This window comes from Nocardia sp. NPDC051321, assembly GCF_044455225.1.
Lineage (GTDB): Bacteria > Actinomycetota > Actinomycetes > Mycobacteriales > Mycobacteriaceae > Nocardia.
Genome location: NZ_JBITEM010000014.1, coordinates 179,218 through 205,190 on the forward strand (window position 1 = coordinate 179,218; position 25,973 = coordinate 205,190).

Here is a 25,973-nt window from a genome sequence, read left to right on the forward strand (position 1 = left end):
GGTAAGAAATGCCACGCAGCCTCAAGAAAGGCCCGTTCGTCGACGACCACCTCCTCGCGAAGGTGGACGTGCAGAACGAGAAGGGCACGAAGCAGGTCATCAAGACCTGGTCGCGTCGTTCGACCATCATCCCCGATTTCATCGGCCACACCTTCGCCGTCCATGACGGTCGCAAGCACGTGCCGGTGTTCGTCTCGGACAACATGGTCGGGCACAAGCTCGGTGAGTTCGCGCCGACCAGGACGTTCCGAAGCCACATCAAGGACGACCGGAAGAGCAAGCGGCGATGACGACTGAGACTCAGAACCCGACCGCACGCGCAACGGCCAAGCACGTTCGCGTGACCCCGATGAAGGCTCGCCGTGTCGTGGACCTGGTCCGCGGCAAGCGGGTCGAGGACGCACTCGCGATCCTGCGGTTCGCGCCGCAAGCCGCGAGCGAGCCGGTTGCCAAGGTCGTGGCCAGCGCCGCGGCGAACGCCGAGAACAACCTCGGCCTGAACCCGGCCACCCTGGTCATCTCGACGGCCTACGTCGACGAGGGCGCGACCATGAAGCGGTTCCAGCCGCGTGCCCAGGGTCGTGCGTTCCGTATTCGCAAGCGCACCAGCCACATCACCATCGAGGTCGAGAGCATCCCCACCGCCGGTGGAGCAACTCGCAACCGCCGGAAGGGAGGGGCAAAGTAAATGGGACAGAAAATCAATCCCCATGGCTTCCGCCTCGGTATCACCACCGACTGGAAGTCGCGTTGGTACGCGGACAAGCAGTACGCGGACTACGTCAAGGAAGATGTCGCCATCCGTAAGCTCCTCGCCACCGGCATGGAGCGGGCGGGCATCTCCAAGGTGGAGATCGAGCGCACCCGTGATCGGGTTCGCGTCGATATCCACACCGCTCGTCCTGGCATCGTCATCGGCCGCCGTGGCGCCGAAGCCGATCGCATCCGGGCCGAGCTGGAGAAGCTCACCAAGAAGCAGGTGCAGCTGAACATCCTCGAGGTCAAGAACCCCGAATCGGATGCGCAGCTCGTTGCTCAGGCCGTGGCCGAGCAGCTGTCCAACCGCGTGGCGTTCCGTCGTGCGATGCGTAAGGCCATCCAGTCGGCCATGCGTTCGCCGAACGTCAAGGGCATCCGCGTGCAGTGCTCGGGCCGCCTCGGTGGCGCCGAAATGTCGCGCTCGGAGTTCTACCGCGAGGGTCGCGTCCCGCTGCACACGCTGCGTGCCGACATCGACTACGGCCTCTACGAGGCCAAGACCACCTTCGGTCGCATCGGCGTGAAGGTCTGGATCTACAAGGGCGACATCGTCGGTGGCAAGCGTGAGCTCGCCGCCGCCAGCGCTCCGGCAGGCGATCGTGATCGTCCGCGCCGCGAGCGTCCGTCTCGCCCGCGTCGGTCCGGCTCCGCCGGTACCACGGCGACCAGCACCGAGGCCGGGCGCGCCGCCACCGCGGTGGTGGACGCTCCGGCAGAGACACAGGAGGGCTGACGCAATGCTGATGCCTCGTAAGGTCAAGCACCGCAAGCAGCACCACCCCGGTCGTTCCGGCATGGCCAAGGGCGGCACCTCGGTGGCCTTCGGCGAGTACGGGATCCAGGCGCTGGAGCCTGCTTACGTGACCAACCGGCAGATCGAGTCGGCACGTATCGCGATGACCCGCCACATCAAGCGTGGCGGCAAGATCTGGATCAACATCTACCCGGATCGCCCGCTCACCAAGAAGCCTGCCGAAACCCGCATGGGTTCCGGTAAGGGTTCGCCGGAGTGGTGGATCGCGAACGTCAAGCCCGGCCGCGTGATGTTCGAGATGAGTTACCCCAGTGAGGAGATCGCTCGCGAGGCCCTGCGCCGCGCGATGCACAAGCTCCCGATGAAGTGCAGGATCGTGACCAGGGAGGAGCAGTTCTGATGGCTACCGAAACACCGGCCGCAGAGCTCCGCGAGCTCACCGAAGAAGAGTTGGTGCAGAAGCTGCGCGACTCCAAGGAAGAGCTGTTCAACCTGCGCTTCCAGATGGCGACGGGTCAGCTGGACAACAACCGTCGGCTGCGCGTGGTTCGTCACGAGATCGCGCGCATCTACACGGTCATGCGCGAGCGCGAGCTCGGTCTGGCCTCCGGACCCGCTGACAAGGGAGATGCGGCATGAGCGAACAGAAAGAAGAGCAGCGCGCCAGCCGCAAGGTTCGGGTCGGTTACGTTGTCTCGGACAAGATGACCAAGACGATTGTCGTCGAGCTGGAAGACCGTAACCGGCACAAGCTCTACGGCAAGATCATTCGCACCACCTCCAAGGTGAAGGCGCATGACGAGAACGAGATCGCCGGCATCGGCGACCGCGTCCAGCTGATGGAGACCCGACCGCTGTCGGCGACCAAGCGCTGGCGTCTGGTCGAGGTGCTGGAGAAGGCCAAGTAAGCCTTTCCGGTCTGTATGTCGAAGGCCCGCTTCCCGTTTGGGAGGCGGGCCTTTGGCGTTTCTGAAGCTGATCGCGATGTCCACGTCGTTTTCACGTGGTCCACGTGATATCCTGTGGCATGACCAGAAGGAATCTGACGCTTCAGTTGGATGAAGAGGTTATCGCGCAGGCGAAGGTGATCGCGGCCAGGCAGGGCACCTCGGTTAGCGCGCTATTGGCGCAACAGGTGCGCCAGATCGCCGCCGATTACGCGCGTTACGAAGCCGCGAAGGTTCAGGCGTTGGAGCTCATGGCGGAGGCGGCGAGGCGGGGGAGCGGTGGTCGCGTCACGTGGCGGCGCGAAGACCTGTACGACCGCGACGAGGCTCGGGTCTGATGAACTCGGAACGAGTTTTTGTAGATACCAACGTCCTGCTCTATGCCTATGAGCCCGGCGACGACAATCGCAGCACGATCGCGCGTACCGTCCTCGCGGATCTATGGGAGCGCCAAGTCGGGTTACTGAGCACCCAAGTCCTGCAGGAGTTCTATTCCGTCGCCACCCGTAAGTTCAAGCCGCCCATGACCGCATCCGAGGCGCGCCGCGTCATCGCGTTGTACAGCGAATGGTGTGCCCGCGACACGGATCCCTTGATCGTCATGAACGCCTCATTCCTGATGGAGACACACAAGGTGTCCTGGTGGGATGCGTTGATCATTGAGGCGGCGTCTCAGTCGGGTGCGAAATATCTACTGTCGGAAGACCTTCAGCACGGTCGCGACTTCCTCGGCCTCGAGGTTCGAAATCCCTTCCTCGAACCCGCGAACTAGCCGGACAGCCACAGCTCGCCGATCCCTGCTTGTAGTGTCGTATTGGCGGCGAAACTGCGTCGATGCACCTGGCTTCGGTAGCAGCGTCGGCCGATGCGGAGGTGGGATTGTTGGTGCAGCCATATGATCGGGCGCTGTTGCGGAAGCATTTGCTGCAGACTCGGATAGCGGGGGATGTCGCGACGCCGCGAGAGGGGAACCTGGCGCACTACCGCAGGATGGTGGCGAAAGATCCCGGGTATCAGTTCGGGTTGGTGTTGAAGGATTGGACGTTCGACGAGACGCTGGACATGATGGCACGGCTGTGCGGAGTCAACCCCGATCCGCGGCACCGGCAAGGAGCCGACACCATCGGCGTGGATCTGACCATCGCGGCACTCGATGAGATGGGTGCCAGGATCGGGCGTGCGGCACGCGATCAGGAGACGGTGCTGCTGGCGACCGGTCACCCCGGTCCGCTGATGGGGGTTTATCGAGCGGTCGAGGATGCGCTGCATGCCGCGGGCTGCACGGTGCTGACGCCGGCGGCCGGATGGTCGTACCAGGTCATCACCGCGAACGGCTCGCGGGTCCGCGAAATCGTCTATACCTCAGGCGTTGCCGCACTCAGCACCGGCGGTCGATTCCAGCACACGCACGACCCGAACCCGATGCAGGCCATGCTGCAGGAACTGCGGGACAGCCCCGAACCCGGCAGCTGGCCCGACCTCGTCATCGCCGACCACGGCTGGGCCGGCACCGCGGGCGAAGCGGGCATCGACACCGTCGGCTTCGCCGACTCCAACGACCCCGCCCTCTTCGCAGGTCACGCCGAAGGCAAAATCGCCGTCACCGTCCCCCTCGACGACGGCGTCTTCCCCGAGTACTACGAGCCTATGACGGACTATCTGCTCGGTCGCGCCGGTCTCGCGGACTGAACTCGGCCCACGCTCGGTCAGCGGCGTTGAGGACATTTACAAGTTCAAGTGAGTCATATGGTCGCTGTCGAAGATCGTTTAACGACCATATGACTCGCCTCGATGCTCGCCACCGCACGGCGGGAGGTGTTCTCGGGTGAGGTGAAAGGTGTACCACCGCTTGCTCGTTCGGTGGTGCGGCGGCGGCACGCCGTGGTGGCAGAATTCATGGGATAAATCGGTGGCGGCTTGTCGGTGGGGCGTGACAAGCTCGGTTGGTGCGGTCCTATCGGGTGGTGTTGTCGAGTGCGGCGGTGCGTAATGTACTGCTGCTCGGGGCCTTGGTGCGCATCCCGTTCTTCGCCGGGGCGGTGCTGCTCGCGCTACATGTAGTGCAGACCCTGCACGGCTCGTATGTGCAGGCCGGCGCGCTGAGCACGATCGTCACCGTCTGCATCGCGCTGAGCGGACCGTGGCGCGGGCGGCTGCTCGATCGGTTCGGGCTGCGCCGCACCATCGCGCCGTCCATTCTGGTTGGCGCGGCGTGCTGGTCGATCGCGCCGTTCGTCGACTACGTTCCGCTGCTCATCCTCGCCGCCATCGCCGGGCTCTTCGACGTGCCGATCTTCACGGTGGTCCGGCAGGCGGTCATCGCCGCGACGACCGAGCAGAACAGGCAGCCCGCGCTCGCGCTGGAAGCGGTGTCCGTCGAGTGCGCGTTCATGGTCGGGCCGATCATCGGTGTCGCCGCCGCTGGTATCTGGTCGACGACGATGGTGTTGTTCTTCGTCCAAATGACTTTGGTGCTCGCGGGCATCCTGCTCTGGGTGCGGAACCCGCCGCTGCGCTCCGCCGCCGACGCCGACAGCGCTAGTTCCGCCGCCGTCCCGCGCCGCAGCTGGTTTCGCCTCGAATTCGTCGCCCTGTGCGTCGGCGCCAGCGCGGCCATCGCCGTCCTGGCCGGCTCCGAACTGACCTTCGTCTCCGCTATCCGCGAGTTCGGCGCGCAACAGTGGCTCGGCGTGGTCCTGGCCGTCTGGGGCTTCGGCTCGGTGGTCGGCGGCCTCATCTACGGCGCGCTACACCGCCCCATTTCGACCTACCTCCTGCTCGCCGGCCTCGGCGCGGTCACCGTCCCGATGGCCTTCGCCATCGGCCCCATCTCCCTCGCCGTCACCGGCCTCATCGCCGGATTCTTCTGCGCCCCAACAATTACCGCCTCGATCGATCAAATGAGCCGGATAGTCCCCGAGGGCGGCCGCGGTGAAGCCATCGGCTGGCACTCCGCCGCCCTCACCCTCGGCAACGGCATCGGCAGCTCACTGGCGGGCATCGCCATCGATGCGGGCGGCTTCCCCGCAGGCTTCGCCGCCGCCGCAACCCTGGGCATAGGAATAGGCCTAGGCATCCCCCTACTCCTCACCCTCCGCGACCGCCGCCGCCTCGCAACCTCCAAACCAGCGGCCACCACCCAAGTCAACGCCTGAACCTACATGCCGGCCTTGGCTCGGGTGACCGCGAGCGGTTCGTCGTCTGGAATCTCTTCGCCGGTAAGTAACTTCGCCGCTTTGCGAACAACCCGACGGTAGCTTTCCCGATCACTCTGCAGGAGCGCGGTGCGGCGCCAGTGTTCAACGGTGCGGAACAGTTCTGTTAGATCGAGGCTCTCGCGTGCATAGGTAAGTGCCTGGGCGTACGCGGAATCGAACTCGGCACGGTCAGTGGGAAACAGCGCCGAGCGGATGTCCTGAGGCGACGCGCTCGGGCGCAGTGGATGCCCGCTACTCGGCTGCCCGTCGTAGGCATACGTGGCGGTCATGTTTCTAACGACAGCTGCTCTGATTTCGCCCACAGAGGTCATTCGGTGTCCGGTGTCGTACAGACGGGTGGATGTTGAGCCTAGGTCTTGCGCTATACGTATACATCTACATATAGTGAGCGGGAACGGGGCGCTGGGATGCGGCGGCACGGGAAATGGCAGAACCGGATCTGAGGGGGTCGACGGGAACTGATGAGGGGTCCGTCGACTGGAGGATCTATGCGCGCATGCGCAATCACTTATGGATGGAGTCATCATGGATACACAGCATGTGGTTGGTGAGGTTGCGAAGGGCGAGCCGGACGAGTTCCGGGAAGTGGTGGTGAAGGTGGGGCCCGGGGGCGGGCGTGCGCATCGGTTTGTCGGGCGGCTGCTGGGGGAGTCGACGCAGTTCACCAGGGTCGGGGTCGAGCTGGTCCGGGTCTACCTGGGCCGCAAGGGCAAGTACGCGGTGCATAAGAAGACGACGGACTGGACCGACTTCTCGGTGATGTCCGACTGGGTCAAGGAATTGAAGAAGAAGGACTGGCGCAACGGGTTGGAACTCGACCTCGACGACCAGAGCTGGAGCGACTCCACTCTGGAGGTGGTGGATTCATTCGAGGAACTGCGGGATCGAATTCCGGCCAGGATCTACCGCACCCTCGTCGACACGACCGACCACCCACCGATCGAGGATCTCGACATCTGAGCCCCGGCTCGGATACCGAAAGGACTTGTCCCCCATGTTTGCTCGACTCGGGCAGTTGGTCGTGCACCATCCGTGGAAGGTGATCGGCCTGTGGCTGCTCATCATCGTCGGTGTGGTGGCTACGGCGCCGCAACTCACCTCGACCACCGACCAATCCGACTTCCTGCCTTCGCATTACGAGTCCATTCAGGCACTCGATATGCAGCAGAAGGCATTTCCGCAAAGCGCGGCGCCCGCGGCGCTGATCGTTGTCGCGCGTGCCGACGGCGCGCCGCTGAGCGACGGAGACGTGGCCTCGGTCGCGTCGATCGGCGCGAAGCTCACCGACGCGAAAATCAAGGATGTCACCGGATTACAGGCGATCCCACCGTCGGAGAACCGGCTGATCCAGGTGATCGCGGTGCAGCTGACGAAGATAACCAGCGCGAGTGACACGACGCAGAGCGACGCGGTCAAGGCACTGCGCAGCGAGCTGAAGGCGCAGGTGCAGAACACCGACCTGAAGGCGGGCATCACCGGTCAGGCAGCACAGATGCTGGATCAGGTTGAGTCGAGCAACAAGGGCATGGCCATCATCGGCGCCGCGACGATCATCTTGATCCTGGTGCTGTTGCTGATCATCTTCCGCAGCCCGGTGATCGCGCTGCTGCCGATCGTCACCATCGGCGCGGTCTCCAGTGTGGTGACCGGACTGATCGCCATGGTGGCCAAGGCTTTCGACCTCGAGATCGACAGTTCGGTGAACGCCATCCTGCTGGTGGTGCTGTTCGGCGTCGGCACCGACTACATCCTGTTCCTGATGTTCCGCTATCGGGAACGGCTGCGTGCGGGGGAGGACCCGAAGACCGCGATGGTCAGTGCCGTCACCCGAGTCGGCGAGGCCATCACCTCCGCGGCAGCCGCGGTGATCATCGCGTTCATGGCGCTGACCCTGTCCACCCTCGGCATGTTCCGGGCGCTGGGTCCGGCTCTGGCGATCGCGGTCGCGGTGGCGCTGCTGGCCGGGCTGACGTTGGTCCCCGCCGTCGTTTCGCTGTTGGGTACCAAGGTGTTCTGGCCGTCCAAGGCGTGGCAGTCGGAGCCGAAGGGTGCCCGATTCGGCGCGCTGGGCGCCGCGCTGGGGCGTCGGCCCGCGGTGTTCGCCGTGGTCGCCGGTGGCGTGCTCGTCGCGCTCGGCATCGTGGCCGTCGGGTTCAATCCGACCTTCGATCTGAGTTCGGGCTCGACCTCGAGTTCGTCCGAATCGGTGGTCTACAACAAGGAATTGCTCAAGGGCATGCCCGCCGGTGCCACTCAGCCCTCGGACGTGCTGCTTCGATCGACCGAAGGCGCGCTGACCAGCGATCAGCTCACGTCCTACCGTGCGGCGCTGACCGCGGTGCCCGGCGTGGGCCAGGTGGCCGAGCCGCTGTTGTCCGCGGACAAGGCCACGGCCAACTTCCAAGTGACGCTCACCTCCGCTCCCGAATCGGACGCGGCGATCGAGACGGTCCGCAGTCCGCTGCGGGATGCCGCGCACGCGGCGGCGCCGGCCGGCACAACCGCGGCGGTCGGCGGCATGACGGCGGTCTTCGTGGACTTCCAGGCCGCGATGAACCACGATTACGCCATCGTGTTCCCGGTGGCCGCCATTTTGATCATGATCGTGCTCGCCCTGCTGCTGCGCAGCCTGGTCGCGCCGTGGTATCTGATGGCGTCGGTGTTCCTCGGGTTCGCCGCGACGCTCGGCGCCGCGGTGCTGGTGTTCCAGCACATTCAGGGTGAATCCGGGCTGATCTTCACGCTGCCGGTGATCATGTACCTGTTCGTGGTCGCGCTCGGCACCGACTACAACATCCTGATGGTGGCGCGATTGCGGGAAGAGGCGCGCGCGGGGCACGAGCCGAAACAGGCTGCGGCACTTGCGCTGCGGCACACGGGCCCGACGGTCGCGGCGGCGGGCTTGATCCTGGCCGGGACCTTCGCCTCGATGATGTTGGCGGGCAACAATGTGCTCTCGCAGATGGGATTCGCCATCTCGGTCGGCATCGCGATCGCCGCGTTCGTGATGGCGATGTTCTTCACCCCGGCGCTGACGGCGCTGCTCGGGCATCGAGCCTGGTGGCCGGGGCACGGTGACGAGAAGTCCGGGTCGCCCGAGCGGGGCGAGTCGCGCTACCCCGCGCGAGACGATCGCACGCTGACCGTGCCAAGTGGTGCGCCCGGCGGGGGTTGGCCGAACACCGGTGAACGGCGGTAAGTAAGACGAACGGGCTGTCCTCCAGAATTACTGGAGGACAGCCCGTTTCGCTGTCCGGGGGCCTTGCTGGTCGAGCGGTGGTTCGTGAAAGTCAGCCGCTGATGGCGTAGGGTCGGCGGACCTTGATCCCCGCCTCGACCGCCCGGGCCACGGCGGCACGGGAGACGCCGACCTCGTTGGCGATGCCAGGAGTCAGCCAGGATTCGTCGGCAAGCCGAAAGATCTGCGTGAGTTGCTCGACCGAAAGATTCGACATTCCGCGACGGGTGATCTCGTGTGCGAGAGCGGTGATTTCGTCGTCCTCATCGATCTCGTCCTCGTCGTCCACCAGCTCCGGCTCCACCTCGACCGGCGGGCGGGCGACGATGCTGGCAGGCTCGGTGCGCAGGGCGGGACGCGGCGGCTCTGGGTTCTCGTCGAAGACGAGTTGTTCGACCTCGGTTTCGGCGACGCTGGGCGCGGCCGGCTTGCGGCGGGCTGGGTTGGCGCGAGAAGCGGACTCACCCGAGATCGACTGGGCGACGGTGTCGGCGATCGTTGCGGCGGCCTTACGAATGGGGTCACCAGTGTGAGGCTCTTCTGGCTCGTCGCCGCGATGGGCGTCGGTGGTTGTTTCGGAGGCCGGAGCGACGGTGTCAGGATCGGTGCGTTCACGCGGGATGTCGTTCACCGGAAATAGCTGCATGGCATGCCCGTTGAGCCCGGCGTGTCCGTTGGTTTGCGTCGTGTCGCCGTTGGCCGGTGTGCGGTTGGTCCCGTTGACCGGCTGGCCGTTGATCGGCAATCGGCCGCCGCCGGCGAGACCGTGTCCGTTCGTCACCGCGTGGCCGTTGGTCGGTGCGACTCGGCCGCCGTGGACCTCGTGGCCGTTGGTTTGTGCGTTGTCGCCATTGGTCGGCGTGCTGCGATCGAACCCGTTGACCGGCCGGCCATTGGTCGGCGAGGTGTCGTCGCCAACGGTGTATCCGTTGGTTGCCGCATGACCATTCGTCATCGCCGAGTGTCCGTCCGTCACCGCGTGTCCGTTGGCGACAGCGTGACCGTTGGTCGAGGAGTGCGCGTTGGCGACCGGTCCGGCAGAATGCGGGTCGCTCGGTTCAACGGCCAGCGGGTGGCCGTTGATGGCCGAGAACGGTATCGCGACTGCGCCGTCGATGGACTCGGGTGCCTGGGGCGACGACTGGTGCTGATTGTCAGCCGAAACTTCTTGCACGGCATGTCCGTTGGTCACCGGGTGTGAGTCGTGGACGTCAGGTGCGTCGGTCAGCGGGTGGGCAGTTTCCGCCGAGGACGACCGCACGGCGTGCCCGTTGGTGGACGGTCGCGAGTCTTCGACGGGCGCACCGGGCAGTCGGTCGACCGAGCCAGCCGGAACCTCCTGCACGGCAGGCCCATTGGTCGTCGGCCGCGAGTCGTAGTCGTCGGTCAGTCGGTGCGCGGTGTCGGCCGAGCGCGCCTGCACGGCGTGTCCGTTGGTTGCCGGTCGAGTGTCGTTGGGCGCGTCGGTCGGTTGGTGGGCGGTGTCGGCCGAGGATGCCTGCACGGCAGGTCCGTTGGTTGCCGGTCGAGTGTCGTTGGGCGCGTCGGTCGGTTGATGGGCGGTGCTGGCCGAAGAAGCCTGCACGCGATGCCCGTTCGTCGAGGGGAGAGTGTCCTGGGCCAGCGGATGGGCCGCGTCGGCCGAGAACGACCGCACCGCATACTCATTGGTCGACGGCGCGGTGACCGGCTCCGCATGGTCGATGGGAAGTCGATCCGACAGCCTGTCGACGTCTCCCACCGCGCCGGGCAGCCCAACAGTGGTCGTCGCCGCATAGGGATCCACTCCGCTGAGCAACCAGCGACGATCATCCGGCGCGTCGACGGTAAGCCCGACCCGAGCATCCCGGTCGCTGACCCGATGCCGGACTATCGTCGCATCCCGATCCAGCACCGGCGCCCCGTCGATGAGCAGCGCGTACCGCGCGGAAACCCAGGCGTGCAACCAGATCACGACGCCGACCATGACGGGCGCGATCGCGTATTCCGCGGCGCGTCCGAACGAACCCGAGGCCAGGTGCGGCCCCGCGTTCAGCGCGATGGTGGTGCCGAGCAGCGCGGTCTCGAAGAACACCACCTTGCCGCGCGCGAGCTCGCGACCCCAGCGGGCGGCGGTGGTCGCGGCGACCATGATGGTGATGATCGGGATCGAGATCATCGCCTCGATCCCGTAGCTCAACCAGTACAGCGGGTCGGTCATGTCCCCGCTCGGCACCAGGTTGTGCTGCACGTTCACCCCGGCCCACACCATGCCGAGCACGACGACGGCGATCAGCGCCCGCGACGACCATTCGGCGCGCCGATACAGCTGGGCCAGCCGCGCATCCTCGCTCGATACCCGTCGCCGCGCGGCAAGCGCCTTGCGATGCCACCGCTCGTCCGCCTCGTCGGCGCGCCGAATGTTGGCCACGCTGCGCCGGTCTCGCTTCTCGGCGGCCAGTTCTGCTTCGACCGCCCGGCGCCGCTGCTTGCGCCGCTGCGCCCGAACCCATTCCGCGAGTTCGCGTTCCGCCCCGATTTCGCCCTCGGACAACACCTCGAACAGCGCGGCGTCGTGCTGCAGCGGCAGTTTTCCGCGAGCCGTCTCGACCCGCTGCGCCAACGCGGCGATCTCGGAACTACCGGTGGATTGTTCGTCGCGCATCGCGAGCCTTCCCGGAGCAGATCGTCAGCAGACCTACTTGCTCGAACGTATGTGTGATCGCAATGAGGCTAAACCGGCCACCGGCCGAGGTCAATGCCGACGCTCGAAAACCAGTGCGAATATCTCCGCTGATCTTGTGACACGCCGATTCGAGCAACACGCCGTCGGCAATGCTTCAGAAAGCCGACCCGGTACGGCGGGAATTCCGCTGGGCCGTGCTCGATTTCGACGGGCTCAGGACAAAGTTGTATGCCAAACAATGGCCGCTGCCAGGGCGCCCGCGCCATTCACGGACCAGTGCAGCGCTATCGGCGCAAGCAAACTCCCGCTGCGCCGCCGCAACCAGGTGAACACGACGCCAGCCCCCGCGGTCGCGACCACCGCGAGCGCAATCCCGATGAGCTGACCGGCGACACCGCCGCCGACAAACCCGGAAAGGCCACGATTACCACTGGTCAATCCGAGCGAGGAGGCGATATGCCAGAGTCCGAAAAGCAGCGATCCCGCCGCGAAGACCCCGCGCGCCCCGTAGACCCGATCGAGCGTGCCGTGCAGCACCCCGCGGAACGCCAGCTCCTCCGGAATCACCGTCTGCAACGGAATCACGATCATCGAGGCAATCAGCGCCCCGGAGATGGTGGCGTAGCGATCGGCCATGAAGAACGGGCGGGTGATCGGCAAGATCGCGCCGATGGCGACCGCGGCGAGCACGACGCCGACCGCGCCGAGTGCGTAGAGCGTCCCGCGCCGCCAGTATCGCGGCGAGAGACCGAGCTCGTGCCAGTGCAGTCCGCGCCTGCGCATCATCGCGAGCAGCACGACGGCGGCCACGGGCACGGTCACAATGCTGGCCCAGGCGGTGGTGAAGTGCGCGATCAGGTTGGTTCCCGCCAGGACGACGACAACCACGGCCACATCGGCCCACGCATGCAATCTGCGGCGGGGCGGAGCCGCTTCCTCGAGGTCCTGTGCGAGCATCCCGCCCAGTGTACGGATGGCTGCCGGGGCCGCCGCTCGATCGGTCATTTGCTGTCGGCCTACCCGAATCCGTCAGATATATGGGTCTCGCTGTGGTGTCGCGTCGCGCGGGTTACTCTGACTGGAACCTGTTTCAGTTCCGGGAGCCGCGCCCGGCGTGGTCTGAGCCCCACGGCGGGCGCATGGGCCGGCTGACCTCCAGCGCCGTCAGCCGGCCCACCCAGCGGGATCGGTCCACGCCTGCAGCTTGCGGGTGGTGTCGAAGCGGCGGGGCTGGTGGCTGATCGGATCGGTGAACTCGAGCGACGCCGCGAGTAGCTGCAGCGGGCGGGTGAAATCGTGCACGGGCTTGTCGGTGATCACGGGATAGAAGTCGTCGCCGAGAATCGGGATGCCAAGGCTGCTCATATGTAGCCGCAGCTGATGGGTCCGTCCGGTCACCGGTCGCAGTCGATACCGCCCGAGCCCATCGCGATGCTCCAGCAGCTCGATCGAGGTCTCGGCATTGGGCTCGCCGTCGACCTCCTGCGCCGCGAGCACCTGCTTTTCCTTCACGATCCGGCTGCGCACCACGCGCGGCAGGGTCAGCGCGGGATCGAACGGCGCGATCGCCTCGTATTCCTTACGCACCGTGCGCTTGTGGAACATCGTCTGATACGCCCCGCGCCGCGCCGGGTTGATGATGAAAAGCACCAGGCCCGCCGTCACCCGATCCAGCCGATGCGCCGGAATCAGCTCCGGCAGGTCCAGTTCCCGGCGCAGTCGCACCAGCGCGGTCTGCAGAATGTGCTGCCCGCGCGGGATGGTCGCGAGGAAGTGCGGCTTGTCCACGACGAGCAGGTCGGCGTCGCGATGCACGATGGTGATGTCGAACGGCACCGGCGTCTCGATGGGCAGGTCGCGGTGAAACCACACGGCACCGCCTGGCACATAGGGCGCGTCCGGCGCGATCGGACCGTCGAGATCGACGATCCCGCCCTCGCGCAGCAGCTCATCGATGCGGGCCGGATCCACCCGGGGGAGCCGCTCGACCAGATGGTCGCGAATCGTCGCCCAGACACCGTCCTCCGGCAGCCGGAGCCGGGCCGGGTCCAGGCCGTGCCGCTTGGGCAACGGCGGTTTCTGCCGCCTTCTCATCGGCATCGACCCTAGTCGTCGGCCATTTCGCCGGTCGACCTCGGGCTAGTGTGCGCGCCGCGCGATGCCCGGGTAATCGAGGACGAAGCCCGACTCGTCATAGGTGAGCGTGCTGGTGAAATCGAACTGCGGTGCGGTGTAATCGAATCGCTGGTGCGGACCGTCATCGTCGATTCGGTGGTAGCTCTGCTCGAGCCGGGTCACCTCGAGACCGACGGCGCGCACATACGCCGCAGGCGCGTCCGCCGTGGTGTCGACGGTCAGCCGGAGCCGATGCACCGGGAACGCGTTGGTCAGTGCCGAGGCCGCCAGATCGACGTCGAGGCAACCGGTCAGCGCGGGGTTCGGCACGCCGTCGACCGTCCAGTTGCCCGCGCCGTCGGAGTTCAGTTGCACCGTGTGCCAGCCGCCGCGTTGACGAGTCGCGACCACGGCTCGCCGGGTGTGCCACGACGGGTCGAGGATGATCTGGTAGTCGACCGCCCAAACCGCACCGTCTTCGACCGCCGTGGTGCACCCATCGATCCGCACACCGGTCTCGGTCACCTTGAAGTAGGCGATCTCGAAACCGGTGCGCGCGCCCTCATGCTGCCAGGCGGCAGTCGGTGGTGGTGGCGCCATCATCGCGGATTCAGAAGCCGCGCAGGCGATCTGGGCGGATCCGGACGACCGTGGAGTATTCGGCGAAGAATTCCTCGGCGGTCATCTTGATGTCCTTCAGTCCATCGACGTATTTCGCTGTGTACGTGGCGATTTCGTCGGCCGAGGGGGGCGCGTCATCGATGCGCGCGGTGCCCGTGAACACCGCGACCGCACTGCCCCATTCGGTGCTGTTGAAATTCAGCGAAACGCGCGGATTGCGCACGAGATTGCGCAGCTTGGCCTGGTCGGGCTTGCTGAACAGTAGGAACTCGTTGTCCCGCCACTGGAACCACACCGGGTTGGGTTGCGGGGTCCCGGTCGAGCCGACGGTGGTCAGCCAGATCACGGGTTCCTTGTCGAGACGCTCGGTGACGGTGGCGCCGAACGCGGTGCTCGGGTCGACGACGGGCGCGGATCGGTCGGATGCCGTTGTGGTCATGTGAGGAACAACACCACAACGGTCGCGAGGATTCCGCGCTACGGCGTTGCCCGCTCGTCGAGCACCATCCGCCGCGCCTCGACCAGCGTCCGGCGCGCGCGACGGCGTACCCGGCACCCGTCCACGCTGCAATTCAAATGCACCTGCATGGCGCGGTGCGCCTGCTCCGGTGTCAGCTCGCCCGGATCGATCGAGCAACGCGCGATTGTGGAAATGACCTGTGCAACAAACATATTCGCGACTCCCAACGTGTTATTTCCGTGTGACGAAGAAGCTAGCCAGGTCTCTGTGCTATCGGGCCAGGTTGGACGGTCGTTCACGGAGCATTCCGCCGGACGACGGGCGGCCGAAAGATCCGGATACTGCGCTGTTTTCGCAGATGTCCGGAACAAGGACGCAGTGCGACAATCAATTCGGCGATAAAACGTAAGCGTTTCTGAAAAAGCGGATTAAATGGACATCTGCTCCCGTGTCAGCGTATGGCGGCTGGAGCCGGTGAGCGGGCCCGTTTAGCGCACGGGGCCGCCGTCGATATCCCGGTACCGTGCGGCCGCCGCGCCGATATCGCCGTGGCCGCCGCCGAGCGGCTCCCGCAGGAACGCGGTCAGCAGGTCGTTGGTCGCGCGCTGGGTTTCCCGTGGCCCCCGGGAGCCGCCCATCAGTTGGGCCGCCAGGAATCTGGCTGGGTCGGCGAGGAACCGTGGCACGTCGGTGAAGCTGTAGTGATTGGCCTCGCTGATCTCGTAGCGGGAGCCGCCCGCCTTCAGTCGTTCGAGTAACGCGCGATTACCGTCCAGATACTGCGCCGAGTGTCCCGTTTCCGCGTGGTCGCTTTCCAGCAAGAGGAACGGCTTGGTCAGTGACTGCTCAGGCAACGTGCCGTACAGGGTGCCGTCGATGTTCGCGGCCGCCTTGATCCGCGCATCGTTCGCGAGTGCGGCAACCGCGGTGGCGCCGCCGAATGAATGCCCAACGGCGGCAATATGTTCGGTGTCCAGGTGACCGGACAGCCGTGGCCCCATGGTGCCCGGCCGATCGAGCTGGTCGACCACGAAGCGCAGATCGGCGGCGCGCACGTCGAGTTGCCCACTCATATAGCGGGATTGGTCCGGGTCGTCATCGAGGAAACGTTCGTGCGGGGTCGCGATGGAGCCGTCGGCGAGCTCGGTGACCGCCGCCTCATACGGGTGATCGATGGCGAGCACGACGTACCCGCGGCTGGCCAGATCGGTGATCAGCCCGGTGTAAAAGGCGCGTGGCGCACCGTATCCGGGGGAAAACAGCACCACGGGCCAGCGCACCCGATCGGGACTGACCGGCACGTCGCGTCGCCCGTGCGTATCGATGCGGGCGTACCCACGCAGCAACGCCTTCGGCAACACGGTGACCCGGTCCGGCAGTCGATCCTGCCCGTCGAGATACGCCGAGTGCTCGCCACGCACCGCTGGATCGGCCGGATACCACGCCTGCACAACGACATTGCGATGGTCGCTCGGCGAATCCGTTGCTGGCTCAAGCCGATTCGGATCGACCATCCGGAAGGTCTCGGTGCCCACCGCATAGTGGCCGGTCGGTCGCGGCAGTTCGGGTACGGGAACAAGCGACCAGGCGAGCGCGGCCGGTAGCACAAGTAGTCCGACGCCGACCCGGGCAACCGTCGTCGGCCAGCTGCCACCACGCCATTTCGCCTGCCAGACAACCAGTCCGGTTGCCGCGCAGAGCAGCAGGTAGGTCGGCGCGAACTGCCCGTAGAACCCCTCGATCAGCCACTGTGCCAGGCACCCGGCAATCAGCGCGGGCAGCACCACAACCCCGATCCGGCGCGCGACGAGCCGACCGGCGACGGCCGTCACCGCGAACGCGAGCGCGGCCAACGCGAGCACCGCATCCAGGATCGACATGCCGGTTGACCTCCGCTTCGGCACCGGGTCACGCAGCTGTTGCGCGAGCGGTCTGGAATCCGACTACCAGCCTGGCGGACCAGCGGGTCCTCGCGCGTCGACAGCAGGTCGCGATCCGGCTCATCCCGCAGGATGAGCCGGACCCCGCCGAAAGGCGGACTACCGCCAATAAGCGCGGGACTTGACCGCGGTCTTGGGCAGTCCGTGAGTGGTCTTGAGTGCCTTCACGATCGATCGCGTGGTGTGGCCGTCGCAGGCAACCCAGCCGTAAGCGTCCTTCGCGCAGGAGATCTCGTGCGCCTGCTCACGCAGCAGCCTGCCGTCGTCGACGCGCTGCACCCAGGTGACCTGGTGGTGCGGCCTGTTGCGCACCGGAAGCGTGGTGTCGGACTCGTACTGCCATTCCAGCCACACCCGCGCCGGTGTGTCGCCGATCGCGTCGAGCAGCGAGTTGATCGCGGGCAGTGAGGCGGTGTCACCGAAGACGATGAACTCGCTCGGCATCTCCTCCGGCAACTGGAAGTCCGAACCCAACACCGACGCGTCGATCTCGGCACCGACAGTGGCATTTCGCGCCCACTCGGCGGCGGGGCCGTTGTGTATCGCGAACTCGATCCAGAAGCGGTCGGCTGCTGGATCCGGATCGACCAGGGTGTAACCGCGCTGATGTTCCTTGTCGCCGTTCGGGATCCACAGGCGAACCCACTGTGTCGGATGAACGGGATGGTCGGCCAATAGCCCCCCGGCGGCGAAGCCGAGCCGTACGAACTTGTCCGTGACGGTCTCGGTAGAGGTGACGGTGAGGCGATAGTCCTCGGCGCGCCACGCCTTCAGCAACAAGCCTTCGAATCCTCTACCCATGTGGGTAAGGCTAGCCTAAGGATACTTGGTGACACCGTGTGTCCTACGCCACAAACGGTAAGCGGAATGACTCCGATGGTCGGTTCTACAGTCGACAGCGATGACCGCGATACCGTTCTGGCTGGTGCTTTCAGTCGCCGTTCTCACTGCCGCGATCGTCGTCGGTCGCTGGTTCCTAGTGAACGACTCGGTCACCGACAGCCTGATCAATCGCGCACTGAGTTGGTATTTCGGCGCTACAGCTCTCTACGGATCGGCCGCGGCGCTCGGTATGGACGACTTGGCGCAACGGGTATTCCTCGGCTGCGGTCTGCTGATTTACGCCAACCTCTACGGCTTCGCCAGAGCTGTCGGCGGCGGCACCACACACGTTTCCAGGCGGCAACACCGGTACGACGCGATTGCCGCCGTGGCCGCGATCGTGGTGCTGACCGGCCCCCCGGAGTGGCTCGGCGTCGTGTGGATCACCTCGACCGTGGCTCCGATGGTCTCGGGCACGCTGATTGCGCGGGCATGCGTTCGTGAGCTGCGAACCGCGGGCCTTACCGGCGCCGAAAGGCTGGCGTATCTCGGTCTGCTAGCCGTCTCCCTGTATTGGTCGCTCTCCTCGGTCGTCATGATCGTGCGAGTCGAAAATGGGACCGCTCCGCAGAATCCAGGGTTGGCATGGATCGCGATTGCCTTTGCGTCCTTCGTCATTCTTGCCGCATTGATCGCAGTCCCGTTGATCATCGCGGTACTGGCCCGGACGGGTTGGGACCAGAATGGGCGGGCTTGCCGCCGGCTACGGCCGCTGTGGCAGGACCTCACGGCCATGGTGCCGGAGGTGGTGCTTGGCCAGGACCAGTCAGCTGGTCCGGGATCCGCCGCACGCCTCTATCGCATGACGGTGGAGATCCGAGACGCGCTGTTGCACCTTCGCCAATACGCACCCGATCTGGTCACCGAACATGAGGTTCGAACCAGGGCAGACGTCAGTGACTATGCCCTCCTGATCGCTCATGCGGCCCGGACCAAGGCCGCTGGTGGTCCCCTCACCGTGGTGGACGACCAACCGCGATCGGTCGTGTTGCCACCGGCACACGGTCACGACACCGAACTCTGGAGCTTGCTCGCGCTGGCTCGGGCCTGGCCAACGGCTCGCGCCGCGGCTTCATGGGACGCCAAGGTTGGCTGATCCGTGCCACTTCGGGCGTCCATCGTGGTCAGGTCGATACCGTAGGATCGGCTCCCGCTGATCGCTTGCACGGATATGGAGGTGTCGATGTCCCCGCGGGTGCCTATCGACACTTTCGGCGCACCGTGTCCGTCCGGACCGCGCCGGTGACAGCGCCTGCGCCGATGTGGGTCGTCATCGCGGCGATAGCGGTGCTGTGCGGGGTCACGCTGGCTCGATGGATTCTCATCGACAGCACGCCGACCGCACGGCTGGTCAATCGTGCGATTTTGTGGGTTTCGGTCGGCGCGGTGACGCAGTACAGCGTCGTCGCCGCCGGTCACGAAGCGTTGGCGGTTCAGTTCTTCCTGTTCTGCTCGGTGCTGGCCACCGCCAATTTGTACGGTCTGGCAAAGCTTTTCGTCGGCGCCGACCCCGCCACTGCCCACGATCGGCAGCGGATCTACAACGTCGCGGCGGCGCTCGCCGGCACCACGGTTGTGCTCTTCGGCGCGCCGGAAGGTAGTGGCGGAGCAGGCTTTTGGGTGCGGGCAGTGCTCAGTTGGACCGTGTTCAATGTGCCGCTGCTTGTGGCCGGAGTGCACATCACGCGGGCCTGCCTGCGAGATATCCGGGTCGAGGCCTCGTTGCTGAAGCAGGTTCCGTACCTCGGCCTGCTCGTGCTGGCCACGGGATGGTTTATTGGCGCCGGTCTCACGGTGGTGCGGGCTTTCGACGGCAAGGCGCCCGGCACCATCTCGATCGAGTGGAGTTTGGTGTCGTGCCTGTTCTGCATGCTGGTCGCGTTCGTGACGGCAGTACCGCTCGCGCAGGTGATCCTCGCGCGTGCCGGATGGGATCGGACCGGGCGAAACCTGCGTAGGTTGGAGCCGCTGTGGCGGGACCTCACCGCGGCGGTACCTGAGGTCGTGCTGCCCGCGGGGGTAGGACTCGGCCGGGATTCCGAGTCGCGGCTGTACCGGATGGCCGTGGAGATCAGAGACGCGTTGCTGCACCTCAGACCGCATCTGTCGGTCGAGGACGTGCCCGGGTCGTCCGTCGAGACCTACGCCACGCAGATCGCCCGCGCGGCGCGCGCCCGGGAGCGGGGAATCGCGCCGCTGGGTGCACCGCCGTCGCACTTTCAGCAGATATCCGCGCGCGACCTGACCTCCGAGCTCGGTTACCTGCTCGACCTGGCGCGCCACTGGCCGAAGGCGCGCGATCTGGTCAGCGGCCGTGCGCAGGTGAGCCGACGATGATGCTGCCGACCGCGCATTCGGCCAGCTCGTCTACGTCTGCCGCGGCGGCGAAGGCGGCGGTATCGCTGAAGCCCTGGGCACACGCGCCGAGTCCCATCGCGGTCGCCGCGAGATACACGGTCTGCGTGACCACGCCGACGTGCTTCAAGATGCTGGCGTACGCCACCTGCTCGTAGGTCCACATGACACGCCCCGACCGCGCGGCGAGCAGCAGCACCAGTTGCGGTTCGCCGCCCTCCGCCAGGGTCGCCGAGGTGGCGCGCAGAAGCCGTTGCACCGCAGGCGAATCCGGGTCGGCGACCGGACGCAGCACATGGTCAAACGAGTCGTAGTGGTACATGCCCGGTGCGAGTCCGGCGACGTGCCGCACGATCGGATAGAGCTCGAGTTCGTAGACGCTGCCGCCCGACGGGTAGGGCCGTGAGGCCAGTTCCTCACCGGGACCGGCACTTCGGACACCGCGGGTGCGGGCCGTCCGATACAGCAGTTCGCCCAGTTGGTCACAGGTGATCGGGTTGGCGTCATCGAACGCGCGGGTGGATTGCCGATCCTCCAGCACCGCAGTCAAGGTCGGGTCGGTGGCGCGCAGTGCGGCGAGGTCGGGCGTCGCGAGCGAGACCGGTTCGCCCAGGTAGTTGGGCTTGCGCGCGGGTGGCTGCGGGAAACTGTCCTTCGCCCACTTCGTCGGGCCGAAGTGATCCCAGGTCACGGTGCGCTCGCCGAGCGTGCTGCGGCGGTGAAACCACAGGTCGACGGCGCTCCAGCTGCGGGTGGCGAAGTCATGCTCCTCTTCTTCCGGATCTGCGACGAGGAATCCGCACCAGTGCAGATCGGCCGCCAGCTGCGACTTGATCGAGACGGCCAGCGGCGACTCGGCCGCGCCGAAACCGTCGAGCAGGGAAAGCAGCCTGGGGTCATGGATCCGCACGTCGCACCACGACAGCGGGTGCTCGAGCACGAAACCGTCCGAGTCCCGGTGCAGCACCGCGAATTTCGACAGCGTCGCGCGCCACGGAAGCCTGGTCGCCGGGCGCGCCGGTGGCTGCCCGAACGGCCGGATGCTGTACAGGTTGCGGCCGCCGTCGCGCACGGTCACCGACAGCCAGCCGCCGTCGGTGAGCCGGTCCATCAGCCCGGCGACGTCCTCGGTGCCCGATCCGGCGGACAGTTCGGACACCGTGGCAGGCCCCTGGTTCAGTGTCCGCAGCGCCTGCAACTGGCCGCTGCCGAGTCCGGACAGCTTCTCGTTGCGCGGCGGATCGAGCAGCAGCGCTCCTGCGGGCGTGGTCAGGCAGGTGACGCCCGCACGCAGTGCGTACCTGGTCTGGTCGGGATATGTGACGGCGGACAAAACCGCTGACCTCCGCTTGTCGATCCGATGTGGTGGCAGCGCTGGCTATTTCGCCGCGGTGGCGAAGGCCGGCGCCAGTTTGTCGAGCATGTACGGCACCGACAGCGCGGTCGGCTGGTTGATCGCGCTGATCTCCTGGGTGGTGAGAAACACCACCGCGCCCTTCCGCACCGCGGGCAGATCGGCGTATCCGGGCAGCTGCCGGTACTTTTCGTCCAAGCCGGGGGAGTAACCCGCGAGCAGCAGGTCAGCGGTGAGCTTGTCGGCTCGTTCCGGCGACAGCGCCACCCGCCCCTGGTTGGCGGGAAGGTCGGTGAGGTCCTTCGGAATGCCCATGCCCAACTTCGTGAACAGCTTGCTGGAGTTGTCGTTCGGATCGGTGACCACCATGAGCTGGGTGGCGCTCGCCAACCAGGTGGTGGCGAAGGTCTTGCCCGTCAACCCCGGGTTGGCCTGGCCGATCGCGTCGATCTTCTTGTCGACGTCGGCGATGACCTTCGTGGCGGCGTCTTCTTTGTGCAGCACTTTGCCGAGGGTGGTCACCAGATCCTGCCAAGGCGCTACCGCGTCGTTGCTGAGCGCGGGCAGCGTCGGGGCGACCTTGGAGAGCTCGTCATAGGTCTTCTGATCGGCGACGAATGGATCGGCGAGGATGAGGTCCGGCTCCAGCGCCGCAACCTGTTCCGCCACATTGCCAACGGGGTTCAGGGCCTTCGCGGTCTCCAGCGTTTTCGGTTCCCATGGCGGTGTGCTCTTGGACACCGTTGCGACGTTGTCCACGTACCCGATCGGCGTCACGCCGAGTGCCAACACGGTGTCGAGCCACTGATTGCCGAGGACGACGATCTTTGTGGGTGTTCCGGTCACCGTGGTCGAGCCACGCGCGTGGGTGATGGTGACCGGCTCGTCGCCGGAGCCTGCGTCGTCGCTCGACGAACCGCAGGCGGCCAGGCCCAGTGTCAGCGCGGCGGCGATGGCGGCCACCGCCGCTCTCACCCGGCGCGGCATCCGAACAGACTCCATCAGTTGGCCCCCCTTCAAGGACGTGCCCGCCGACTGATCGAGATACCGGCAGCGTAATTCAGCCAAGGCTAACCTATCTAGTCCGCCATGTGATCAGCCCCTCTTGATGGTTAGATCCGCTAACTATATAGTTTGCGGAGATAACCATTCGCGAGGGGACGCCGTGACGATGCCATCCACCGATCTCGATCTTGGCGAGGTCAGCACTATCCGCCGCAGGCTGCGCTACGACCGGGACCACCCGCGCTACAAGTGGATCGTGCTGACCAACACCACGCTCGGGGTGCTGCTCACCGCGATCAACTCGTCCATCGTGCTGATCTCGCTGCCCGCGATCTTCCGCGGTGTCGGCCTGAACCCGCTCGACGCGGGCAACGTCGGATACCTGCTGTGGATGTTGATGGGCTACCTGCTCGCGACGGCGGTGCTCGTTGTCATGTTCGGCAGGCTCGGCGACCTCTTCGGCCGAGTTCGCGTGTACAACTTGGGCTTTGCCGTCTTCGCCTTCTGCGCGCTCGCGCTGTCCTTCGATCCGTTCCACGGCGGCGCGGGCGCCATGTGGATCATCATCTGGCGCGTCATCCAAGGCGTCGGCGGCGCGATGCTGACCGCGAACGCCACCGCCATCCTCACCGACGCCTTCCCCGCGAAGCAGCGCGGCACCGCGCTCGGGATCAACATGGTCGCGGCGGTCGCCGGCTCGTTCCTCGGCCTGCTCATCGGTGGCGTGTTGTCGGAATGGGATTGGCGCGCGGTGTTCTGGGTCAGCGTCCCGATCGGACTGCTCGGCGCGTTCTGGTCGTACCGTTCGCTGCACGAGGTCGGCATCCGGTCGGTGGGCAAGGTCGACTGGGCGGGCACGATCACCTTCGGGCTCGGGCTCACCGCGCTGCTCACCGGCATCACCTACGGCATTCAGCCCTACGGCGGCCACGCCACCGGCTGGTCCAGTCCCTGGGTGCTCGGCGCGGTGATCGGCGGTATCGCGCTGCTCGGGGTGTTCTGCGTGGTGGAGAGCAAGGTCGACGACCCGATGTTCCATCTCGCCCTGTTCCGCAACCGGGCCTTCGGGCTCGGCAACTTCAGCAACCTCATGGTGTCGATCGGCCGCGGCGGCATGCAGTTCATGCTGATCATCTGGTTGCAGGGCATCTGGTTGCCGTTGCACGGCTTCAGCTTCGAGTCGACGCCGCTGTGGGCGGGTATCTACCTGTTGCCACTGACGGTGGGATTCCTTGCGGCAGGGCCACTCTCGGGCTGGCTGTCGGACCGCTACGGTTCGCGTCTGTTCACCACCGGCGGTGCGCTGATCGCGGGGGTCACCTTCATCCTGCTGCTTGTCGTGCCGGTGGACTTCAACTACTGGGTGTTCGCCGCGATCATCCTGCTCAACGGCATCGGCAGCGGACTGTTCTTCTCACCCAACACCGCGGCGATCATGTCCAGCGTGCCCGCCGCGCAGCGTGGCGCGGCCTCCGGCATGCGCGGCACGCTGTTCAACGGCGGCAACGCGCTGTCCATGGGAATCTTCTTCTCCCTCATGGTCGTCGGCCTCGCCGCCAGCCTGCCGTCGGCGCTGGACGCGGGCCTGCGCGCCCAGGGGGTCTCCGCCGGAGCCGCCGCCGAGGTCGCCGGTCTGCCTCCGGTGGCAAGCATGTTCGCGGCGTTCCTCGGCTACAACCCGATCCAGGAATTGCTCGGTCCGACAGGCGAATTGGCCAAACCCGGGGTCAACGCCGACACCCTCACCGGCCAGGAGTTCTTCCCGCACTTGCTGACCGGCCCGTTCCACACCGGCCTTGTCGTCGTCTTCGTCTCCGCCGCGATCATGATGTTCCTTGCGGCGGCCGCCTCGTTCTTCGCGGGCAACAAGTACGTGCACGACGAGCAGTCCGAACTGGCCGAGGCCGATGAACTCGCACAGGCGGCACCCGTGCCCGCACACTGATCCGCACGCCTGGCAAGCAGGCCGGTCGGGGGATATCGTGTAGCCGGTGCATTCCGCGCCGCCCGTGCTCACCACCGTGATCGTCGCGTTCGTCGGACTGATCACCGTCGGCCGGTGGCTGTTCGTCAACGACTCTGCTGTCGACCAGCTGATCAACCGCGCGTCGAGCTGGAATATCGGATCCATTCTGGCTTACGCGCTCGCCGCCGTCCTGGGTCGTCCGGAGTTCGGCCAGCGGTTGTTCATGGGCGTTGGCCTGCTCGCATTGTCGAGCTGTTACGGATTTGTCGCCTTGTTCGGCGGTGCCGATCCGAAGCTGGTTCGCAGCCGCCAGCGCAACTACGACGCGTCCGCCGCGGTCGTTGTCCTCATAGTGCTGGTTTGCGCGCTGGCCGAGGAGGCGGGACTGCGGCTGCACAGCGTCTTCGACTGGGAACGAGTTCTGTGGGCGGCGATCGGTGTGCTGATCACCTGGATCGGGATGCTGCTCATGTACGCCTGTATCAGTGAACTCCGTACCGCCACTACGTCTTTGCGGGAGAAGCTGACCTATTCCGCCCTGTTCTTGGTCGGCATGTATTCAATGGCCTGCTCGATCTACGCGGGGTTACGTGACGTATCCGGCGTTGTCACCGGAAACCCGGGAACGATATGGGCTGTCGGGTCCCTGCTCACCATGACTCTGCTGGCCGGATTACTGGCGATTCCATTGATGCGAGCCCTGGCTGTGCGGACGGGCCTGGATCGGCAAGGCCGGCAGTGCCGCCGTCTGCACCCGCTGTGGCGGGATCTCACCAGTGTTGTCCCGGGGGTGGTCCTGCCTGTCGGGCGCCAGAGCTCCGCCGAACGTCTATACCGGATGACCGTCGAAATCGGCGACGCGCTCTTGCATCTGCGACAGTTCGCTCCCGATACCGGTGCTACCCACACCCGCACCATCAGCGCTTACGCCCTGCGTATCGCCGAAGCCGCCGAACTGAAAGAGCGCGGTACAGACGCGTCCACCCGAACTATGCACCCTCGCTACGCGATTCAGCCACCCGCCGAGGACCGCGGCACCGAACTACACAACTTCCTCGCGCTGGCCCGCGTATGGCCCCGTGCCCGCGCTGCCGCGACCCGGGACCGCCACGAACTCTGACGCGGCCTTGCTAGAGCGACGCGCCTTGATCGACAGCCGACGCGGTACAGGCCTCCGCGATAGCCGCCGTGTCCCAATAGAACGGATGCACTTCGGAAATCCGGCCGCCGGTGATCGTAATCGTTTGCAGGATAGGGAAAGTGAGTTCGCGGCCGGTCGCGCGGGCGCGCGCGTGGACCGCGGTGTGCACCACCATGATGTCGCCGGTTGCCAGGAACGTCTGTTCCATCAGGTCGAAGGATTCCCAGGTGCGGGCCATCGCGAGGAAGAACTGTTCCATGCCGTCGTGCCCGCGCCAGGTCCCGCCATAGGGCAGGCCTGCGGCTTGGTGCAGCACCATGTCGGGGGCGAAGAACGGGGCGAGCAGGTCGAACGAGGCGCTACCCGGCCCGCCTGCCGCCATGTACTCCGCCTCGGCGGCGTACATGGCGGTCAAGACGGTCATCGGATCGGTGGTGGATCGCGTCATGTGCCCAGTGTGCGCAGCCTCGACGTATGGGACTGGCGTTAAACGGACACCGTTGTCGGGGCATCCTGGTTTCCCGCACACCGAATCGCGTGCGGGAAATCAAGG

28 protein-coding genes are annotated in these 25,973 nt (G+C 66.0%); 16 read left to right on the top strand and 12 right to left on the bottom strand.

Annotated elements, in window-relative coordinates; all coding sequences use genetic code 11:
• The first annotated feature begins 8 nt into the window (after positions 1 to 8).
• The 10 genes from rpsS (at position 9) to ACIA8C_RS31910 (ending at position 5,615) form a co-directional block, all read left to right on the top strand.
• On the top strand, positions 9 to 290 hold the full coding sequence (gene rpsS, locus ACIA8C_RS31865; protein WP_357386117.1) for a 30S ribosomal protein S19: 282 nt from the start codon (positions 9 to 11) through the stop codon (positions 288 to 290).
• Entirely contained in the window at positions 287 to 688 is a 402-nt protein-coding gene (rplV, locus tag ACIA8C_RS31870) for a 50S ribosomal protein L22 (RefSeq protein WP_357386119.1), read from the top strand. The genes rpsS and rplV overlap by 4 nt, the downstream gene beginning before the upstream one ends.
• The gene (gene rpsC, locus ACIA8C_RS31875) at positions 689 to 1,492 is read left to right on the top strand and encodes a 30S ribosomal protein S3 (RefSeq protein ID WP_040731339.1); all 804 of its coding nucleotides are present in this window, start codon (positions 689 to 691) and stop codon (positions 1,490 to 1,492) included. It begins immediately after the preceding gene.
• Between the two features lie 4 nt (positions 1,493 to 1,496).
• Positions 1,497 to 1,913, top strand: a complete 417-nt coding sequence (gene rplP / locus ACIA8C_RS31880) for a 50S ribosomal protein L16 (RefSeq protein WP_357386121.1) — start codon at positions 1,497 to 1,499, stop codon at positions 1,911 to 1,913.
• A complete protein-coding gene (rpmC, locus tag ACIA8C_RS31885; RefSeq protein WP_039822417.1) occupies positions 1,913 to 2,152 on the top strand; it encodes a 50S ribosomal protein L29 in 240 nt (79 codons plus the stop codon). Before rplP ends, rpmC begins: the two co-directional genes overlap by 1 nt.
• The gene (rpsQ, locus tag ACIA8C_RS31890) at positions 2,149 to 2,421 is read left to right on the top strand and encodes a 30S ribosomal protein S17 (RefSeq protein WP_364736281.1); all 273 of its coding nucleotides are present in this window, start codon (positions 2,149 to 2,151) and stop codon (positions 2,419 to 2,421) included. Before rpmC ends, rpsQ begins: the two co-directional genes overlap by 4 nt.
• 119 nt (positions 2,422 to 2,540) lie before the next feature.
• Positions 2,541 to 2,798: a DUF6364 family protein gene (locus ACIA8C_RS31895; protein WP_397141102.1), complete on the top strand. Its 258-nt coding sequence runs from the start codon at positions 2,541 to 2,543 to the stop codon at positions 2,796 to 2,798.
• Positions 2,798 to 3,232: a PIN domain-containing protein gene (locus ACIA8C_RS31900; protein ID WP_397141104.1), complete on the top strand. Its 435-nt coding sequence runs from the start codon at positions 2,798 to 2,800 to the stop codon at positions 3,230 to 3,232. Before ACIA8C_RS31895 ends, ACIA8C_RS31900 begins: the two co-directional genes overlap by 1 nt.
• A 113-nt stretch (positions 3,233 to 3,345) precedes the next feature.
• Positions 3,346 to 4,149 (top strand): phosphatase, encoded by an 804-nt coding sequence (locus ACIA8C_RS31905; protein WP_397141268.1) that lies wholly within the window; start codon positions 3,346 to 3,348, stop codon positions 4,147 to 4,149.
• 257 nt (positions 4,150 to 4,406) lie between these two features.
• Positions 4,407 to 5,615 carry an MFS transporter gene (locus tag ACIA8C_RS31910; RefSeq protein ID WP_397141106.1) on the top strand — a complete coding sequence of 403 codons (1,209 nt, stop codon included), beginning with the start codon at positions 4,407 to 4,409 and terminating at the stop codon, positions 5,613 to 5,615.
• Positions 5,616 to 5,617: 2 nt separating this feature from the next.
• On the opposite strand, the gene ACIA8C_RS31915 is transcribed toward ACIA8C_RS31910, so the two are convergent.
• Entirely contained in the window at positions 5,618 to 5,947 is a 330-nt protein-coding gene (locus tag ACIA8C_RS31915) for a DUF6247 family protein (protein ID WP_397141108.1), read from the bottom strand.
• A gap of 256 nt (positions 5,948 to 6,203) precedes the next feature.
• Here ACIA8C_RS31915 and ACIA8C_RS31920 point away from each other — a divergent pair, with 256 nt between their 5' ends.
• A complete protein-coding gene (locus ACIA8C_RS31920) occupies positions 6,204 to 6,638 on the top strand; it encodes an EXLDI protein (protein WP_397141110.1) in 435 nt (144 codons plus the stop codon).
• Between the two features lie 34 nt (positions 6,639 to 6,672).
• The gene (locus ACIA8C_RS31925) at positions 6,673 to 8,877 is read left to right on the top strand and encodes an MMPL family transporter (protein ID WP_397141112.1); all 2,205 of its coding nucleotides are present in this window, start codon (positions 6,673 to 6,675) and stop codon (positions 8,875 to 8,877) included.
• Positions 8,878 to 8,968: 91 nt separating this feature from the next.
• Here ACIA8C_RS31925 and ACIA8C_RS31930 read toward each other — a convergent pair whose 3' ends face one another.
• The 8 genes from ACIA8C_RS31930 to ACIA8C_RS31965 form a co-directional block, all read right to left on the bottom strand.
• Positions 8,969 to 11,560, bottom strand: a complete 2,592-nt coding sequence (locus tag ACIA8C_RS31930) for a hypothetical protein (protein WP_397141114.1) — start codon at positions 11,558 to 11,560, stop codon at positions 8,969 to 8,971.
• Between the two features lie 234 nt (positions 11,561 to 11,794).
• Positions 11,795 to 12,538 carry a lysostaphin resistance A-like protein gene (locus tag ACIA8C_RS31935; RefSeq protein ID WP_397141116.1) on the bottom strand — a complete coding sequence of 248 codons (744 nt, stop codon included), beginning with the start codon at positions 12,536 to 12,538 and terminating at the stop codon, positions 11,795 to 11,797.
• 207 nt (positions 12,539 to 12,745) lie between these two features.
• Positions 12,746 to 13,675 (bottom strand): RluA family pseudouridine synthase, encoded by a 930-nt coding sequence (locus ACIA8C_RS31940; RefSeq protein ID WP_397141118.1) that lies wholly within the window; start codon positions 13,673 to 13,675, stop codon positions 12,746 to 12,748.
• Positions 13,676 to 13,720: 45 nt separating this feature from the next.
• Positions 13,721 to 14,299, bottom strand: coding sequence for a putative glycolipid-binding domain-containing protein (locus ACIA8C_RS31945; protein WP_397141120.1), 579 nt, complete (start codon positions 14,297 to 14,299; stop codon positions 13,721 to 13,723).
• 7 nt (positions 14,300 to 14,306) lie between these two features.
• Positions 14,307 to 14,756 carry a TIGR03667 family PPOX class F420-dependent oxidoreductase gene (locus ACIA8C_RS31950; protein ID WP_397141122.1) on the bottom strand — a complete coding sequence of 150 codons (450 nt, stop codon included), beginning with the start codon at positions 14,754 to 14,756 and terminating at the stop codon, positions 14,307 to 14,309.
• A gap of 38 nt (positions 14,757 to 14,794) precedes the next feature.
• Positions 14,795 to 14,989, bottom strand: a complete 195-nt coding sequence (locus ACIA8C_RS31955; RefSeq protein WP_397141124.1) for a hypothetical protein — start codon at positions 14,987 to 14,989, stop codon at positions 14,795 to 14,797.
• A gap of 276 nt (positions 14,990 to 15,265) precedes the next feature.
• A complete protein-coding gene (locus ACIA8C_RS31960; protein ID WP_397141126.1) occupies positions 15,266 to 16,657 on the bottom strand; it encodes an alpha/beta hydrolase family protein in 1,392 nt (463 codons plus the stop codon).
• 159 nt (positions 16,658 to 16,816) lie between these two features.
• The gene (locus tag ACIA8C_RS31965) at positions 16,817 to 17,518 is read right to left on the bottom strand and encodes a siderophore-interacting protein (protein ID WP_397141128.1); all 702 of its coding nucleotides are present in this window, start codon (positions 17,516 to 17,518) and stop codon (positions 16,817 to 16,819) included.
• A 100-nt stretch (positions 17,519 to 17,618) separates the two neighbouring features.
• On the opposite strand from ACIA8C_RS31965, the gene ACIA8C_RS31970 reads away from it, so the two are divergent.
• Together ACIA8C_RS31970 and ACIA8C_RS31975 are read left to right on the top strand one after the other, a co-directional pair.
• Entirely contained in the window at positions 17,619 to 18,695 is a 1,077-nt protein-coding gene (locus ACIA8C_RS31970) for an MAB_1171c family putative transporter (protein WP_397141130.1), read from the top strand.
• 146 nt (positions 18,696 to 18,841) lie between these two features.
• Entirely contained in the window at positions 18,842 to 19,936 is a 1,095-nt protein-coding gene (locus tag ACIA8C_RS31975; RefSeq protein ID WP_397141132.1) for an MAB_1171c family putative transporter, read from the top strand.
• Here the strand turns inward: ACIA8C_RS31975 and ACIA8C_RS31980 are convergent.
• Together ACIA8C_RS31980 and ACIA8C_RS31985 are read right to left on the bottom strand one after the other, a co-directional pair.
• A complete protein-coding gene (locus ACIA8C_RS31980) occupies positions 19,905 to 21,287 on the bottom strand; it encodes a SagB family peptide dehydrogenase (RefSeq protein ID WP_397141134.1) in 1,383 nt (460 codons plus the stop codon). The genes ACIA8C_RS31975 and ACIA8C_RS31980 overlap by 32 nt on opposite strands.
• Before the next feature lie 45 nt (positions 21,288 to 21,332).
• Positions 21,333 to 22,310 carry an ABC transporter substrate-binding protein gene (locus ACIA8C_RS31985; RefSeq protein ID WP_397141136.1) on the bottom strand — a complete coding sequence of 326 codons (978 nt, stop codon included), beginning with the start codon at positions 22,308 to 22,310 and terminating at the stop codon, positions 21,333 to 21,335.
• A gap of 169 nt (positions 22,311 to 22,479) precedes the next feature.
• Here ACIA8C_RS31985 and ACIA8C_RS31990 point away from each other — a divergent pair, with 169 nt between their 5' ends.
• Complete coding sequence (locus ACIA8C_RS31990; protein WP_397141270.1) at positions 22,480 to 24,258, top strand: MFS transporter; 1,779 nt, start codon at positions 22,480 to 22,482, stop codon at positions 24,256 to 24,258.
• Positions 24,259 to 24,304: 46 nt separating this feature from the next.
• Complete coding sequence (locus tag ACIA8C_RS31995; RefSeq protein ID WP_397141138.1) at positions 24,305 to 25,399, top strand: MAB_1171c family putative transporter; 1,095 nt, start codon at positions 24,305 to 24,307, stop codon at positions 25,397 to 25,399.
• A gap of 10 nt (positions 25,400 to 25,409) precedes the next feature.
• On the opposite strand, the gene ACIA8C_RS32000 is transcribed toward ACIA8C_RS31995, so the two are convergent.
• Positions 25,410 to 25,868: a nuclear transport factor 2 family protein gene (locus ACIA8C_RS32000; RefSeq protein WP_397141140.1), complete on the bottom strand. Its 459-nt coding sequence runs from the start codon at positions 25,866 to 25,868 to the stop codon at positions 25,410 to 25,412.
• Between the last annotated feature and the right edge of the window lie 105 nt (positions 25,869 to 25,973).

Excerpts from the sequence above, each read along its gene's own strand:
- ACIA8C_RS31950 (WP_397141122.1), bottom strand. The coding sequence starts at position 14,756 with ATGACCACAACGGCATCCGACCGATCCGCGCCCGTCGTCGACCCGAGC.
- rpsQ (WP_364736281.1), top strand. The coding sequence starts at position 2,149 with ATGAGCGAACAGAAAGAAGAGCAGCGCGCCAGCCGCAAGGTTCGGGTC.
- rplV (WP_357386119.1), top strand. The coding sequence starts at position 287 with ATGACGACTGAGACTCAGAACCCGACCGCACGCGCAACGGCCAAGCAC.
- ACIA8C_RS31985 (WP_397141136.1), bottom strand. The coding sequence starts at position 22,310 with ATGGAGTCTGTTCGGATGCCGCGCCGGGTGAGAGCGGCGGTGGCCGCC.
- ACIA8C_RS31965 (WP_397141128.1), bottom strand. The coding sequence starts at position 17,518 with ATGGGTAGAGGATTCGAAGGCTTGTTGCTGAAGGCGTGGCGCGCCGAG.
- ACIA8C_RS31930 (WP_397141114.1), bottom strand. The coding sequence starts at position 11,560 with ATGCGCGACGAACAATCCACCGGTAGTTCCGAGATCGCCGCGTTGGCG.
- rplP (WP_357386121.1), top strand. The coding sequence starts at position 1,497 with ATGCTGATGCCTCGTAAGGTCAAGCACCGCAAGCAGCACCACCCCGGT.
- rpsC (WP_040731339.1), top strand. The coding sequence starts at position 689 with ATGGGACAGAAAATCAATCCCCATGGCTTCCGCCTCGGTATCACCACC.
- ACIA8C_RS31990 (WP_397141270.1), top strand. The coding sequence starts at position 22,480 with ATGCCATCCACCGATCTCGATCTTGGCGAGGTCAGCACTATCCGCCGC.
- ACIA8C_RS31955 (WP_397141124.1), bottom strand. The coding sequence starts at position 14,989 with ATGTTTGTTGCACAGGTCATTTCCACAATCGCGCGTTGCTCGATCGAT.
- ACIA8C_RS31920 (WP_397141110.1), top strand. The coding sequence starts at position 6,204 with ATGGATACACAGCATGTGGTTGGTGAGGTTGCGAAGGGCGAGCCGGAC.
- ACIA8C_RS31925 (WP_397141112.1), top strand. The coding sequence starts at position 6,673 with ATGTTTGCTCGACTCGGGCAGTTGGTCGTGCACCATCCGTGGAAGGTG.
- ACIA8C_RS32000 (WP_397141140.1), bottom strand. The coding sequence starts at position 25,868 with ATGACGCGATCCACCACCGATCCGATGACCGTCTTGACCGCCATGTAC.
- rpmC (WP_039822417.1), top strand. The coding sequence starts at position 1,913 with ATGGCTACCGAAACACCGGCCGCAGAGCTCCGCGAGCTCACCGAAGAA.
- ACIA8C_RS31945 (WP_397141120.1), bottom strand. The coding sequence starts at position 14,299 with ATGATGGCGCCACCACCACCGACTGCCGCCTGGCAGCATGAGGGCGCG.
- ACIA8C_RS31915 (WP_397141108.1), bottom strand. The coding sequence starts at position 5,947 with ATGACCGCCACGTATGCCTACGACGGGCAGCCGAGTAGCGGGCATCCA.
- ACIA8C_RS31900 (WP_397141104.1), top strand. The coding sequence starts at position 2,798 with ATGAACTCGGAACGAGTTTTTGTAGATACCAACGTCCTGCTCTATGCC.
- ACIA8C_RS31940 (WP_397141118.1), bottom strand. The coding sequence starts at position 13,675 with ATGAGAAGGCGGCAGAAACCGCCGTTGCCCAAGCGGCACGGCCTGGAC.
- ACIA8C_RS31935 (WP_397141116.1), bottom strand. The coding sequence starts at position 12,538 with ATGCTCGCACAGGACCTCGAGGAAGCGGCTCCGCCCCGCCGCAGATTG.
- ACIA8C_RS31960 (WP_397141126.1), bottom strand. The coding sequence starts at position 16,657 with ATGTCGATCCTGGATGCGGTGCTCGCGTTGGCCGCGCTCGCGTTCGCG.
- ACIA8C_RS31970 (WP_397141130.1), top strand. The coding sequence starts at position 17,619 with ATGACCGCGATACCGTTCTGGCTGGTGCTTTCAGTCGCCGTTCTCACT.
- ACIA8C_RS31895 (WP_397141102.1), top strand. The coding sequence starts at position 2,541 with ATGACCAGAAGGAATCTGACGCTTCAGTTGGATGAAGAGGTTATCGCG.
- rpsS (WP_357386117.1), top strand. The coding sequence starts at position 9 with ATGCCACGCAGCCTCAAGAAAGGCCCGTTCGTCGACGACCACCTCCTC.